Genomic DNA, 12424 nt, shown 5'->3' with positions numbered 1-12424 from the left:
CTAGCCTGGTCGTATGGCAGACACCCGTCCTGGAGGCCGGACCGCTCGCACCCGCGCGGCGGTGCACAACGCCGTGCGCGAGCTGTTCGCCGAGGGACGCGACCAGCCGTCGGTGCGGGAAGAGTCCGAGCGGTCGGGTGTGCACGAGGTGACGATCTACCGGCGGTGGGGACGGATCGAGTCGCTGGTCCTCGACGTCGCCGTCACGAGGCCGATGTGGAGATCTGGCCGTTGTCGATCGTGATGCCGGCCGGGTATGCGCTCGGGGTGTCCGTGCGCGGCCAGGACTACGAGCACCATCTGCCCGGCCCGCACGAGTTGACCTACGGCCGTGAAGTCCGGGGCAGCGGTGCGTACTGGCACGAACTTCCCGGCGATCGCGACCGGGCGGAATACCGCGGCCGGACTACCTTGCACAGCACCGAAAATCAGCGACCGCAGCTGCTGCTGCCCCGGATTCCCGGGGCCTGACCCGCACTTCGCGAACCGGTGCCACCCGCCGGACCCGCGGCACGGAACCGCCGGTTTCGCGATGCGCCAGACGCCGCCCTCTAACCGCGCTGGGCGGCGTCTGGTCGCGGATCTGCCTGGACAGAGCGAAGCGCGTGGTTCTATCGTAAGGAGTTCGAACCTGGGGAGGGGTCATGATTCGTCGGACAATTGTCTTGCTTGGCGTGCTGGGGCTGGCCGGGATCGGCGCGGTGGCACCCGCTTCGGCCGCGGCGCCGAGGACTTCGCGGCTGACTCTCGATCCGAACTCGGGCGCACCCGGCGATCCGGTGACGATGAGCTGGCAATGCAGCAAGGACGACGGTCCGGTGCGCCAGTTGTGGTCGAACGTGCTCACCGGGTTCCCGACGAACCCGCCCACCTACGTCGGCACCGCGCAGGCGAGTGTGCGGCCGGACGTCACTCCGGCGGGAAACGGGGACTACTGGGTGGCGCTGGACTGTCAGCATTCGTACTCGATTTTGCCGTTCACCGTCCGCTGAGGCGGGTGGCCCGCGGCCTAGAATCGGCCGCATGACCGGCCTCCTTGCCTTCCTTCGCGGGCTGGAAGCGACCACCGCCTGGACGGTGGTCGCCGACGACGCCTCGGTGAGATGGCAACTCAGCGGGTTGACGTGGCAGGCCACGGTGATCGTTGACCCGCGGCGCTGGCTCGGGGTGGAGTTCGAGGCCCGTGATCCGGCGACCGGCAAGCGGGTCACCTACGACATCGATACCGATCTGTACGACATCTCTCGCGAAAGCCAGCGCGAATTCGCCGAGGAAATCGAGCGCGACATCATCGAATTTCTCGGCGACCTGAGAGATGGCTCGATGCTGCGCGGAACTGACGGGGCGAAGGTCGTGCTCGTCTTTCCGCTCGACGGCTCCTGGGTCCGCGTCGTGCGGGGGCGTTTCCTGACCAGCGCGTCAACGCACGCCGATCCCGCCGCGGCCCGGGGCGGCGGAGACTACGTCGCGGTGCGGTGACTGGCCGGTTCAGGGCCGGTCGCGGGCCGGCGGTGCGATCCAGGGAGATTCGAGGTCCGCGCGTTCGGCGTCCCAGTCATGGGTTTGCTCGCTGTACAGCCGGATCGACGCGCCGTCCGGATCGTGCACCACGACCAGCCAGCCGAGCAACCCGCGCAACACGCCGGAGTTCGGCACGCCCGCCGCGTCGAACCGGCTGACCCATGCCCGCACAGCGGACAGGTCGGTCACCGCGAAGGTCACCGGATCGAAGCCGGACATCGCGGAGGCCGTTCCGGGCGCGAGCCTGAGTTCGATCGGCTCTGCTATTCCCTGGACGGCGATGATGTATCCGAACAGCGTCCCGTCCGGCGTGCGATGGTCCCACCGCGGCTGCCGTGCCGCGCCGAACGCGCGTTCCCACCAGCCCAGGCTGCGGTCCAGGTCGCTCACCGGAAACTTCAGGTGGTGCACTCCGGAGAGGCTCGTCATGCCGCCTGCTTTCCGAGGACGGCGCGGACCGCGGCCAGGTCGTGGTCGCCGAGGCCGTTGTCCGCGGCCTGGGTGTAGAGCCGCGCGAGCCGGTCCAGCAGCAGATCCGGTACTCCGGCCGACGACGCGGCGGCGCGGAGGTGCGCGAGGTCCTTGACCGCCGCGCGGACCGGGCTCAGCACCTGGTCGGTTTCGCCGGTCAGCTGGGCCGCGCGATATCGCAGGTACGGGCTGTCAGCTTTCGAGCCGGCGACAGCGTCGAGGAAGAGCCGGAAGTCCAGCCCGAACGATTCGGTCAGCACAGCGGCCTGTGCGGCCATCGCGTTCAAGCCGAAAAGCCAGGCGTTGCAGGCCAGTTTCAGCAGACTCGCACCGCCCGGCCGGTCCGCGACATCGACCACAGTGGACGCGAGCGCCTCGAGAACCGGGCTCGCCAGCCGCTTGGGTTCGGCGGCTCCCGCGACCATGATCGTGAGTCCGCCTCGCTGAGGATTGCCGAGGAACGGCGCGTCGAGCAGGCTCACGCCGAGCCGTTCCGCGGTTTCGGCGATCCCGCCGATGTCCGCGCCGACGGTCGCGCTCTGCAGTACGACCGCTTCGGAGCCGAGGGCCGGGGCGATCTGGCTCAGTACCTCCAGCACCGCTGCCGTGTCGAAGACCGTGACGAGCACGACCTCGGCGGTGCGCACCGCCTCCGCTGCGGTGGGGAAGACCGCCACGCCGTTCGCCGCCAACGGCCGGGCGCGGGATCCGGTCCGGTTCCACGCGCGGACTGCGAAACCGTGCTCCCGGAGCCGCTGCGCCATCGCGGAACCCGCGTCGCCCGTGCCGAGCACCGCCACTGTTCGCATCATGTTCCTCCTGATGTGTCAACTTGACGTATCAAGTCAGAGGTCCGATACTACCGCAAGCGACGACGTAAGGGAGATCATGAACCGCGACCCGGATCCGCTCGCCTCGCGAGAGACGCTGGTGTGGCGTTCGTTCGTGCAGTTCAGCGGCACGGTGGTCGCGGCGGTCGAGCGGGATCTGTTCGCCGCGACGGGGTTGTCCGGCGCGGATTTCCAGATCCTGGCGCGGCTGCACGAGGCTCAGGACGGGCAGCTGAGCCAGAAACTGCTCGGCGAACTGACGGGCTGGACCGCGACCCGGCTTTCGCACCAGCTCGCCCGCATGCACCGGCGAGGCCTGGTCGACCGCGCGGCTGCGGGGCGCGGGAGGTTGATGCGGATTTCCCTTGCTGAGGAGGGTTTGCGCACGTATGAGTCCGCGCTGCCCGTTCATGCGCGCGCGGTTCGAGAGCACTTCCTTGACGGGGCGGCATTGGCGGAGTTGGAGGAAGGGCTGCGCTTGCTCGGTGTGGAGGGGTTGGAGAGCGGTTCCGGTTGAGTGTGTGTGGGGAGAGAGAGTCGTTCCGGCTGAGTGGCGAGGCCGGACAGCCGTTCCAGCTGAGCGCTACTGGTATCTCACCGGGTTGCCGTTGAGATTGCCGCCGTCGCACGGCCACGGCCCGTCGTCCAGGGGGTCGAGGCCGGTGTCGCGGAAGAACAGCAGTTCGCTGCCCAGGCTGAAGACGACCAGTCCGTCCGCGAGCAGCAGGATCCGGCCCAGCGCCCCGCGGTCGTCTTCGCTGAGGAAGAGCTTGCGCAGGTGAAAGTCCGCGTCGACGGTGAGCAGGCGGCCTTCGCGCCAGAACACTGCCGTGCCTTTGCGGTCCAGCGCCGGGTACGTGGTGTGGTAACCGCGCACCACCGGCCCGTCGAGCAGGGTGCCGTTTTCGGCCAGGCCGCGGAATCGCAAGAGTGAACCGCAGATGTTTTCGGATTCGGGACCGCGAATGCCGCCGTGTCGATCGATCAGCGGTAAACCGTGGCTGGACCACCTTCGCGTCGCCATTCCGGTGCGGTCGTACCGGGTGGTGCGGAAGAAGCTGTAGCCCTGTTCGCCGATCAGGAATTCGCCGGGTGCCGCGATGGCGCACCGTCCGCGCGGGCCGGGCCGGGTTTGGGAGATCACGCTGCCGTGTGCGGTGTCGAGGAAGAGTGTCACGCCGATCCCGCTGCCGTCGTCCGCGAAGCCGGCCGCGATGCGGTCGGCGGAGACGAGCAGTGGCTGCCAGTGCGCCGCGGTGAGCGTTCGGGGCTCTCGCGGTGGCCCCGGGCGGTGCTCGGGAGAGTCGGTGTCCTCCGGTTTCAGCGAGTCGAGCGGGATGGCGGTGGACCAGACTGTCCGGCCGCGCTCGTCGTGGCGGGCTACTCGCGGGGTGCGGCCAGGCGGCACGATGTGGAATCTGTCGGCGGGAAGCCACGACGCGCAGAAGCCGTCCGGCATCAGGACGAACGCGCCGAGATGCTCGTGCGGTTCGTGTTCGAGCGTCACTGAGCGGAGGACCGAGCCGGTGAGGCCGAGTTCGGTCAGGACGTAGCAGCCTGCGTCCCGGCGGGCGATCCACACCGTCTCACTGACGCTGACCAGTGGCGGATACGGGTGGCCGTCAGCGCGGTAGTCCCAAAGCACCGCACCCGAGGAATCGAGTGCGACAAGCACTGTGCGGGACAGGTCGCCGCCGTCGTACGTGGTCGCGACCAGCGGGCCGTCCGGGCCGGGTGCCGCCAGACCCCAGACCTGGCCGGGCAAAGCGACAGTCTGCGGGCTGAGATACATGCGTCGACCCCCGTCGGCCGACCCCCGGTAATGGGCGGCCCGTCTTCGACGATAGCGGTCATCGGCGAACAGTTCTCGCGCGACGGGCCGGATTCCCGCTATCATTTCCGGGCTAACGTCGACCTGTCGGGGGTCTGGCCCAGAAGGAGGTCGCATTCCCCGCCCGTGGCCAATCCGGCTTGAAGGCGACGAAATACAGTGCGGCCGAAAGAATGAGCAGTCGTGCTCCGAATGGTCGTGCGAGCGCTCGGCGGGCCGAGGCGGGCCTATCCCTTTTTCCCGTGTTGTGCCAAAGCATGGATTGGGTGATCAGCTGTCATGAGAAAAGCTATTGTCGCGGCGTTGTGTGCTCTCGGCCTGTTGGTGATGAGCACGTCCGCCAGCGCGGACCCGGCACCGTCGAGCACAGTGAGCATCACGCCGACCACTGTCGCGCCTGGAGCGGCCCTGACCTTCTCGGTGACCTTGTCGAACGCCGACGCGGATCCGCTGAAAGGCGGAAAGCTGGGACTGGACGTGGCGAACGGCGCGATCAATCAACTCCTCGACGTCAGCACCTGCGCGCTGTGCTACGAGGCCGGAAACACCATTCGCTACGACGTGGGCGACGTTCCGATCAACGGCAGCAAAACCTTCACCTTCTCCATCGGGGTTCTCGCCAACGCGCAGCTCGGGCAGTATGTGATTCAGCACCAGTTCGTCGGGGACAATTACTCGTACGAGACTTTGGACGGCCCGACGATCACCGTCTCGCGGTAGCGAACGGCTGGCACTGCGTCGTCGGATTGAGCCGGGCGACGCAGTGCCAGCGGCCGGTCAGCGGAAAGACTCGGCGTGCTCGACCGCCCATTGCCGCACGGTCGTCGCCGGAGCGCCGGTGACTTCTTCCACTGTGGACAGTGCGCCGGGGCTGGCCGCCGCGCACACCCCGGGGAACGCTGCGGCGGCGGCGACCTCGTCGGGGAATTCCCCGGGTCGCCAGGCTGGCGTCCTCCTCGAAAACCAGCGGACGGCCCAGCGCCGCGCTGATCGCCGCGATCTTTTCCTGCGGCGTCAAGGCCGCAGGACCGGTGAGCGGGTAGGTCTTTCCGCAGTGGCCGTCCTCCGGCAGCGCGTGGGCCGCTACCGACGCGATGTCCCGCGGATCGATGGCGGGCGACGGCAGGCCCGAGCGAGGCGCTCGCACGACGCCGTCCGAGCGGATCGCGGGGGCCCAATGCAGCAGATTCGAGGAGAATTCCCAAGGCCGCAGGAGGGTCCACTCGAGGCCGCTGTCCCGCACGGCCTGTTCGCTGCGGCGCAGATTCCGGCCGATGAACGAGCCGGGGTGGGTTTGCGCGAGCAGTGACGACACTGTCACGACTCGCGCCACGCCGGCTTCGGCCGCCGCCTTCAGGACCTGGCTGATGTCGGTGGTTCCGGGCTTCAGCGGGAAGATCGCTTCTACGCCGCTCAGCGCCGGTCGGAGCGATTCCGGATCGGTGAGATCGCCTTCCGCGACTTCGGCTCCGTGCGGAACCGTTGCCCGGCTGGGGGACCGGGTCAGTGCGCGGACCTCGGCACCGGCCTCGGCGAGTCGTCCGGCCAGCGCGCGCCCGATGTTTCCGGTCGCACCCGTCACCAAGATCATCAGCAGTCTCCTCCGCGGTGTGGTTCAGACCTCCACCGAGATCTTGTTCCCTCGACCTTGGTGGAGGTCAACCGCGGAACTACGCGGCGGTGCCCTCGATGTGCGCCTTCAGCAGTTCCAGCCCGGGCTGGATGCGCGCCGAGTCCTCGACCGGGTGCGGGCCGGCCGGTTCGGTGGGCGGGACCAGCCGCTCGAACAGGCGGCAGAACAGGGTGGTCCCGTCGCCGAGGTCGAAGGTGGTGAAGGTGGCGATCGCGTGCATCGCCGGGGCCAGGGTGCCGTCGTCGAGCACGTCGCGGCCGACCACGGTCCAGAGCTTTCCGGGGACCCGCGCGACGACGGTGTACAGCTTCGGCTTTTCGTTCAGCTCCGGGACGATGTTTTCGAGCAGCACGTCGCCGAGTTCCGCGGGGACGTCCGCCGTGCCGCGCCGCACTTCGGTCCCCGACGCCATCGGCAGCCACTTCGGCAGGTTCGACCAGGTGGTCGCCCAGTCGTACACCTCTTGCGCCGGGCGGTTGACGACAATGCGGTTTTCGACGAACCGGATGTTCAGGTTGTCCGGGATCTGCGGAACGTACAGGTCTGCGGTCATGATTTCTCTCCTTTTTCGGTGATTACTTGGGGGAGTGCTGTCCGGTCATGAGGGCGCCGAGGTCGTCCGGTTCGAGGAACGACGGCGGCGGGGGCGGTCCCCAGCTGAACAGTCCTTGGGCGCCTTCGAAGACCTCCGGCGTCCAGATCTCGTCCTCGGGGATGCAGTCCATATCGGCGTAGTACTCGCTGAAGTTCCCCGCCGGGTCTTTGAGATACCAGAAGAAATTGGAACCCGCGTGATGCCGGCCGAGTCCCCAGACGTGCCGCTCGGGGCGCCCCGTGAGCATCGCCGCGGCGCCGCGGCCGACGTCGTCGATGTCGTCGACCTGCCAGGACGTGTGGTGCAGGAAGTTCACCGGCGCCGCGAGCGCCAGTACATTGTGGTGATCGACTGAGCAGCGCATGAAAGCGCCTTTGTTCCCGATGTAGTCGCTGACCTTGAAGCCGAGCGCCTCGGTGAAGAAGCGCATGGTGGCGTCGAGATCGGTGGTGCCCACCACGCAATGGCCGAGTTTCTTCGGCCGGATCGGGCTGTCGCGCAGCACGCCGGGCGCGCGGCCGGAGCGCTCGATGCGGCCGGGTCCGTTGTACGGCGTGGCCAAAACGGGCTGCTGCGTGATCCGCGGCGAAATCTCGACCCGCACAGTGAATCCGGAGACTGGCTCGACCGCGGCGACGGCGGTCCCGGTCTCGGTGCTGACCACGCCGAGCCGGTTCAGGCGGGCGGCGGTTCGTGCGATGTCGTCGGCGTCGTCGACCCCGACGCCTAGTTCGAGCAGCTGCCGGTAAGGCGCGTGCCGGACGCGAAGCTGTTCGCCGCCTTCGAGGGTGGTGAAGGACCCGTCGCCGACGTGCGTGAGCCCGAATTCGGCGTAGTAGGCGATGGTTTCCGCGACGTTGGGGACACCCATCGTGACGCGGGTCAGCCGGTGCATTCCCATGTCAGTCCTCCCGCGCCGCGACGAAGGTCTGCCGCATTTCGCCGAGGCCTTCGATCCGGCTGACCAGTTCTTCCCCGGGCCGCAGGAACCGTTGCGGGGTACGGCCGAGGCCTACTCCGGCCGGGGTTCCGGTGAAGACGAGATCGCCCGGGTACAGGGTGATCGTCCGCGACAGCGCGGAGATCAGCCGGGCGACCGGGAAGATCAGCTCGCGAGTGCGGCCGTCTTGCACGGTCTCGCCGTCGACCGCGCACGACAGCGCCAAATCGTCGCGATCCGGCAGCTCGTCCGGCGTGACCAGCCAAGGTCCGACCGGCGCGAAATTCGGAAAAGACTTGCCCAGGCTGAATTGCGGGGCCGGGCCAGCCAATTGCGAGACGCGCTCGGAGAGGTCCTGCCCGATCGTCACCCCGGCAATGTGCTCCCACGCCTCGGATTCCTCGACCCGAGTAGCGGTCCGGCCGACGACCGCGACCAGTTCCACCTCCCAGTCGACGTTGCCGCCCGGCGGCAGCACGACTTCGGCGTCGGGGCCGGTCAGCGAGGAAACGAATTTGGTGAACACCGGGGGAAGACCGTCCGGCGCGGCGAAACCGGACTCGGCGGCGTGGGCGTCGTAGTTGAGTCCGATCGCGACGATCTGCCGCGGGGCGGGGGAGGGCGGACCCAGCTCGGCGCGGGTGAAGACGACGTCGGGTTCGGCCGTGAGCTTCTTCGCCCAGGCCTGGAATTCGGCCCAGTTCTGGTAGAGGGAGCCGAGTCCGAAGAGGCCGCCCGACGCCTTGGCGACGTCGATTCCCTTGTCCTCGGCGGTCACCAGGACGGCCCGGCCGTCCACATTGGCCAGTTTCACGATTTTCTCCTATTCGAAACAGAGCGTCAGATTTGTCCGGACCGGCAGCGGAAGGCTGACGACGAGGTCGGTCGCCTCGGTCCGGGTGCGCGGGCCGGGTGATTCCAGACCGGCGGAATCGGCGGCGAGCACCTCGTCGCGGAACAGCTTCCAGGGCCGGCGGACGTTGCCGATCCGCAGCGTCACGTCGGTCCGCTTCCCGGCCACCGGCCGCAACGTCAGCGCCAGCAACGACTTTTCCCGGTCGTACCAGGCACGGAGGAACTCGGCCCGTCCGTCGATCCCGAGCACGCCCGGCTCGCGGAAATGGTCCGCGGTCCACGGATGGCGGTACATGTTCCACAGCCCGTCGGTGACGTTCAGCCTGGCGTAGCCGAGCATCGCGTTCCCGGTCAGCCGGTCCATGAAGATCATGTTGCCGTTCTCGTCGAACGACCGGTCCTCGCGCGGGTAGAACAGGCCGCCGTTCTCCCACGTCGGATTCAGGTAAGCGTCGGCGTAGCCGAGGAGCCCGCGCAGGTTCTCGTGGTCGCCGACCTCGGCCGTGCAAGCCGCGACGTAGCCGAAAGCCGGGGCGCGCCAGGCGAAATCCAGGTCGCGGGTGAATTCGGGTTTCCGGCCGGCGTGGCGGGCTTTGCGGGCTTCCAGGGCCGCGGTCGGCTCGGCGAGGGTGACCAGGCCGTCCGGGGTGCGCCGGATTTCGTCGCGGATCTGGTCCGGGTAGAGCCGGTGCACCAGGTCGCGGTTCCAGGCGTTCAGGTTCAGCGCCGTCCAGGCGTTGCCGCCGCCTTCCAAGGGCATTTCCGGACGGTTCTGCTCGCCCAGCTAGAGCCGCCAGTACTCGCCGTACTCGTTGAGGATGCCCCGTTGGTCCCACGCCGCCTGGTAGGCCTGGGTGACCTCGTCGGCGACCGACGTGCCTTTGCGCAGGTCGAGGAAGCGGAAGCCGAGGATCGGGAACTGGTTGCAGACGAGGAACAGGCAGTTGGGTTCGCAGACGATGCCGTACCAGCCCTGTTCGGCCATCTGCCAGTACAGGTTGTCGGCGAGCGAGCTGAGCGAGTACTCGTAGATCTCGGTGCCGAGTCCCTGGAACAGCGGGTCCCAGCGAAAGGAAAGCGCCCCGGCCCGGTCGTAGTGGTCGCTGTCGAACAGCATGCTGTGCATGCCGAGCATCGCGAAGAACGGGCCGCTGTACATGATGTTTTCTTTCACGACCGGATCACGCCAGCCCTCGCGCAATTCCGTGAGGTCCGGATTGTTGCGGCGGCTTCCCCGGCTGGTCTCGCGCCAATACGCCCACACCTCCGGAAGCTGCATTTTCCGGATGATCTCCTCGAACGCCGGACGGAACGCGCCGGGCGCTGCGGGAAGATGGTGAAAATGCGCGAATCCCAGCGTATAAGCCATCTGAGTGAGCTGGTAGCGGTAGGCGTCGGTCCATTCCTGGCCCCACAGCATGCTGCCCATGTTCGCCCATTCGTTGTCCTGCTGGGCGATCAGATTGCGCACGTGCTGGACGTGGCCCGCCTGTTTGTCGTCGAGTGCGGGATATCCCGAAATGTCCGGAGCCGCGGACATCACTGCCGCGCCAGGAAGGACTCTAGCGTGGCGGCGATTTCGTTGCTGTCCACCGTATCGACGAAATGGGTGAGGTATTCGCCGCCGGGGCCCATGAGATAGGTGAACGCGCTGTGCGGCATCCGGTAGCCGTCCGGGTCGTCGACGCGGCGGGCGTGCACGTGATAGGCCTTCTTCGCCGATTCGATTTCCCCGGCGGATCCGGTGAGCCCGGTGATCCGCGAGTGGTTGGCGGTCAGAAAGGCGCGCAGGACCTCCGGGGTGTCGCGTTCCGGATCGACGGTCACGTAAAGGGCTCGCACACGATTCGCGAGATCGCCGAGGCGCGCGAGTGCCTGGTCGATCCGGGTCAGCGCCGGCGGGCATACGGTCCGGCAATGCGTGAACCCGAAAAAGACGAGCAGATAGCTGCCGAAATAGGAACGCTCGGTGACCGCGGCGCCGGAATCGTCGATCAGCCGGAAACTTCCGCCGACTGTCGGAACCGGGCGCACAATAGTCGCCGAACCGGAACCGGGAGGGGTGCAGCAGGAGGAATTCATTTCCATGACTCACACGCTAGGAGCCGTGGCCATGCCCGTCCAATGCCGCGTTGGTGCTCGACTATGTCGGTTGGGCATAGCCGGTGATCGTCGCCCGGATCTCGGCCGCGACCTCGTCCAGCTTCCGCGTCATCAGCAGCATCGTCGGGGTCGGCTGCCTGCCCGCGGGCAGCGTGACGCCGACCGATTCCACGATGCCGAGGTCGACCGGGAGCGCGGCCAGCCCTGGCTCGGTCTCGGCGACCAGCTGCGGCATCACGACCAGGGTGTCGGTCTCCAGCGCGATGGCGCGCACCGCGAGGAACGAACCGCATTCGATGCGGTTGGCCGGGGTCGAGAGGCCGCGGCGCAGGAGGTGTTCTTCCAGTTGCCGCCGCTGCGGGTTGTCGGCGGGCGGCAACGACCAGAGCTCTCCGATCAGGTCGGCGATCGTGAGCCCGGGCCGCCGGTGCGCGGGATGCTGGCTTCGCGCCACCACACGGGCGGGTTCGTAGTAGAGGTGGTGCTGGCGCAGCCGGTCGTTGTGCGCCGGTTCGAGTGTGCCGACGACGAGGTCGACGTCACCGGCGAGCAGCGCCTCGTACAGCGCTTCCGGGCCGCCGTGCCGGATGATGACGGTCAGGTCGGGGGCGACGGCTTTCACCCGCGCGACCGCGCGGGGCAGCAGCACGCTCGCGCCGGCGAGGAAGGTGCCGATCGTGACGGTGCCGGCGTGGCCGTCGACCAGCTCTCCGAGATGCCGCCCGGCCTGGCGGAGTTCGGCGAGCACGGCCTTGGCGTGGTCGACGAACACCTCGCCGAACAGCGTCGCCGCCATCCCGCGCGGACCGCGCTCGAACAGTTCGACCCCGACGATGGATTCGAGTTCGCGCAGCCCGCGGGTCAGCACCGGCTGGGTCACGTGCAGCCGCTCGGCCGCGGCGACCAGCGACCCGTGCTCGGCGATGGCCACGACGTACCGCAGGTGCCGCAGCTTGAGCCTGCCGTCGACGAGATCGGCTCGGTCGGTCATCCGGAACCCCCGCGTCGAACTGGTCGCATGGGCTCGATTCTGCCGGTCCGCTCAGTGGTGGCCGCCCACCGGCACGACGAAACTCACGGTCTTGCTGTCCAGCACCTTGTGCGTCGGGTCGGCCAGCCCGATCCACACTTTGTGCGGGCCGGGCGGCAGCGCCTGGATGATCAGCGGTTCGCCGCTGCCGTCGGCCCAGTGCCACGGCGCGTCGTCGACCGTGACGTGGATGTGGCCGGCGCGCGGGGAGACGTCGAGCGCGGCGGGGCCGTAGACCGGGACGATCCGCAGGTTTTCCGCCCGGTACCGCAGGACGACCAGGCCCATGGCGAGCTGCTCCGGCAGCGGAGCGTCGACGACGAGCGCGGGCGGCGGCTGGGTCGGCAGCGGGACGACGGGGGCGGGCGGCCAGTCCGAGGCCGCGGCAGGAGGGGCGGCCACCGGAGCCACCGGAGCCTCCGGAGCTGACGGAGTGGCGGAGGCCGAGCACGCGGTTGCCAGCAAGACGGCCGAACCGAGGATCGCGGTGCGAAGAAACTGAGGCATAGAAAGAAAACTAGGTCGATGTCGATCATCTTCGCGTCTGTCAGATGACCGCATCGGTGTACGTCGCTGGGGAAGTGCCGTGCGTGCCGCTGGGGTCGGCACGCACGG

The 12424-nt window shown here is 68.2% G+C and carries 16 protein-coding genes and 1 pseudogene; 6 read left to right on the top strand and 11 right to left on the bottom strand.

Annotated features, from left to right (window positions below; genetic code table 11):
• The first annotated feature begins 13 nt into the window (after nt 1-13).
• The 4 genes from ACZ7SW_RS10010 to ACZ7SW_RS09995 all read left to right on the top strand — a co-directional run bounded on the left by ACZ7SW_RS10010 (nt 14) and on the right by ACZ7SW_RS09995 (nt 1479).
• Nucleotides 14-244, top strand: coding sequence for a hypothetical protein (locus tag ACZ7SW_RS10010; RefSeq protein WP_470230040.1), 231 nt, complete (start codon nt 14-16; stop codon nt 242-244).
• Nucleotides 217-471, top strand: coding sequence for a hypothetical protein (locus tag ACZ7SW_RS10005; protein WP_470230039.1), 255 nt, complete (start codon nt 217-219; stop codon nt 469-471). Before ACZ7SW_RS10010 ends, ACZ7SW_RS10005 begins: the two co-directional genes overlap by 28 nt.
• 173 nt (nt 472-644) lie before the next feature.
• The gene (locus tag ACZ7SW_RS10000; protein ID WP_470230038.1) at nt 645-992 is read left to right on the top strand and encodes a hypothetical protein; all 348 of its coding nucleotides are present in this window, start codon (nt 645-647) and stop codon (nt 990-992) included.
• Between the two features lie 31 nt (nt 993-1023).
• Nucleotides 1024-1479 (top strand): hypothetical protein, encoded by a 456-nt coding sequence (locus ACZ7SW_RS09995; RefSeq protein ID WP_470230037.1) that lies wholly within the window; start codon nt 1024-1026, stop codon nt 1477-1479.
• Nucleotides 1480-1488: 9 nt separating this feature from the next.
• On the opposite strand, the gene ACZ7SW_RS09990 is transcribed toward ACZ7SW_RS09995, so the two are convergent.
• Together ACZ7SW_RS09990 and ACZ7SW_RS09985 are read right to left on the bottom strand one after the other, a co-directional pair.
• Entirely contained in the window at nt 1489-1950 is a 462-nt protein-coding gene (locus ACZ7SW_RS09990) for a VOC family protein (RefSeq protein ID WP_470230036.1), read from the bottom strand.
• Complete coding sequence (locus ACZ7SW_RS09985) at nt 1947-2804, bottom strand: NAD(P)-dependent oxidoreductase (RefSeq protein ID WP_470230035.1); 858 nt, start codon at nt 2802-2804, stop codon at nt 1947-1949. Before ACZ7SW_RS09985 ends, ACZ7SW_RS09990 begins: the two co-directional genes overlap by 4 nt.
• A 76-nt stretch (nt 2805-2880) precedes the next feature.
• Here ACZ7SW_RS09985 and ACZ7SW_RS09980 point away from each other — a divergent pair, with 76 nt between their 5' ends.
• Complete coding sequence (locus tag ACZ7SW_RS09980; RefSeq protein ID WP_470230034.1) at nt 2881-3339, top strand: MarR family winged helix-turn-helix transcriptional regulator; 459 nt, start codon at nt 2881-2883, stop codon at nt 3337-3339.
• Between the two features lie 66 nt (nt 3340-3405).
• Here the strand turns inward: ACZ7SW_RS09980 and ACZ7SW_RS09975 are convergent, their stop codons facing one another.
• Nucleotides 3406-4614: a hypothetical protein gene (locus ACZ7SW_RS09975; RefSeq protein WP_470230033.1), complete on the bottom strand. Its 1209-nt coding sequence runs from the start codon at nt 4612-4614 to the stop codon at nt 3406-3408.
• Between the two features lie 318 nt (nt 4615-4932).
• Here ACZ7SW_RS09975 and ACZ7SW_RS09970 point away from each other — a divergent pair, with 318 nt between their 5' ends.
• Nucleotides 4933-5373 (top strand): hypothetical protein, encoded by a 441-nt coding sequence (locus tag ACZ7SW_RS09970; protein ID WP_470230032.1) that lies wholly within the window; start codon nt 4933-4935, stop codon nt 5371-5373.
• Here ACZ7SW_RS09970 and ACZ7SW_RS09965 read toward each other — a convergent pair.
• The 8 genes and pseudogenes from ACZ7SW_RS09965 to ACZ7SW_RS09930 all read right to left on the bottom strand — a co-directional run bounded on the left by ACZ7SW_RS09965 (nt 5357) and on the right by ACZ7SW_RS09930 (nt 12316).
• Complete coding sequence (locus tag ACZ7SW_RS09965) at nt 5357-6244, bottom strand: SDR family oxidoreductase (protein ID WP_470230031.1); 888 nt, start codon at nt 6242-6244, stop codon at nt 5357-5359. The two genes, ACZ7SW_RS09970 and ACZ7SW_RS09965, sit on opposite strands and share 17 nt — an antisense overlap.
• Before the next feature lie 79 nt (nt 6245-6323).
• Nucleotides 6324-6839 carry an SRPBCC family protein gene (locus ACZ7SW_RS09960; RefSeq protein ID WP_470230030.1) on the bottom strand — a complete coding sequence of 172 codons (516 nt, stop codon included), beginning with the start codon at nt 6837-6839 and terminating at the stop codon, nt 6324-6326.
• A 22-nt stretch (nt 6840-6861) separates the two neighbouring features.
• The gene (locus ACZ7SW_RS09955; RefSeq protein WP_470230029.1) at nt 6862-7782 is read right to left on the bottom strand and encodes a VOC family protein; all 921 of its coding nucleotides are present in this window, start codon (nt 7780-7782) and stop codon (nt 6862-6864) included.
• Nucleotide 7783: 1 nt separating this feature from the next.
• On the bottom strand, nt 7784-8635 hold the full coding sequence (locus ACZ7SW_RS09950) for a fumarylacetoacetate hydrolase family protein (RefSeq protein ID WP_470230028.1): 852 nt from the start codon (nt 8633-8635) through the stop codon (nt 7784-7786).
• 9 nt (nt 8636-8644) lie between these two features.
• Nucleotides 8645-10096 (bottom strand): annotated as a pseudogene (locus ACZ7SW_RS09945) (linalool dehydratase/isomerase domain-containing protein).
• A gap of 119 nt (nt 10097-10215) precedes the next feature.
• Complete coding sequence (locus ACZ7SW_RS09940; RefSeq protein WP_470230027.1) at nt 10216-10764, bottom strand: SCO family protein; 549 nt, start codon at nt 10762-10764, stop codon at nt 10216-10218.
• A 55-nt stretch (nt 10765-10819) separates the two neighbouring features.
• The gene (locus ACZ7SW_RS09935) at nt 10820-11770 is read right to left on the bottom strand and encodes a LysR substrate-binding domain-containing protein (RefSeq protein WP_470230026.1); all 951 of its coding nucleotides are present in this window, start codon (nt 11768-11770) and stop codon (nt 10820-10822) included.
• A 51-nt stretch (nt 11771-11821) separates the two neighbouring features.
• Nucleotides 11822-12316, bottom strand: a complete 495-nt coding sequence (locus ACZ7SW_RS09930; RefSeq protein WP_470230025.1) for a DUF6130 family protein — start codon at nt 12314-12316, stop codon at nt 11822-11824.
• Nucleotides 12317-12424 lie beyond the last annotated feature (108 nt).

This window comes from Amycolatopsis sp. NPDC114484 (genome assembly GCF_055633755.1).
This window is presented reverse-complemented; position numbering and strand designations above follow the sequence as displayed.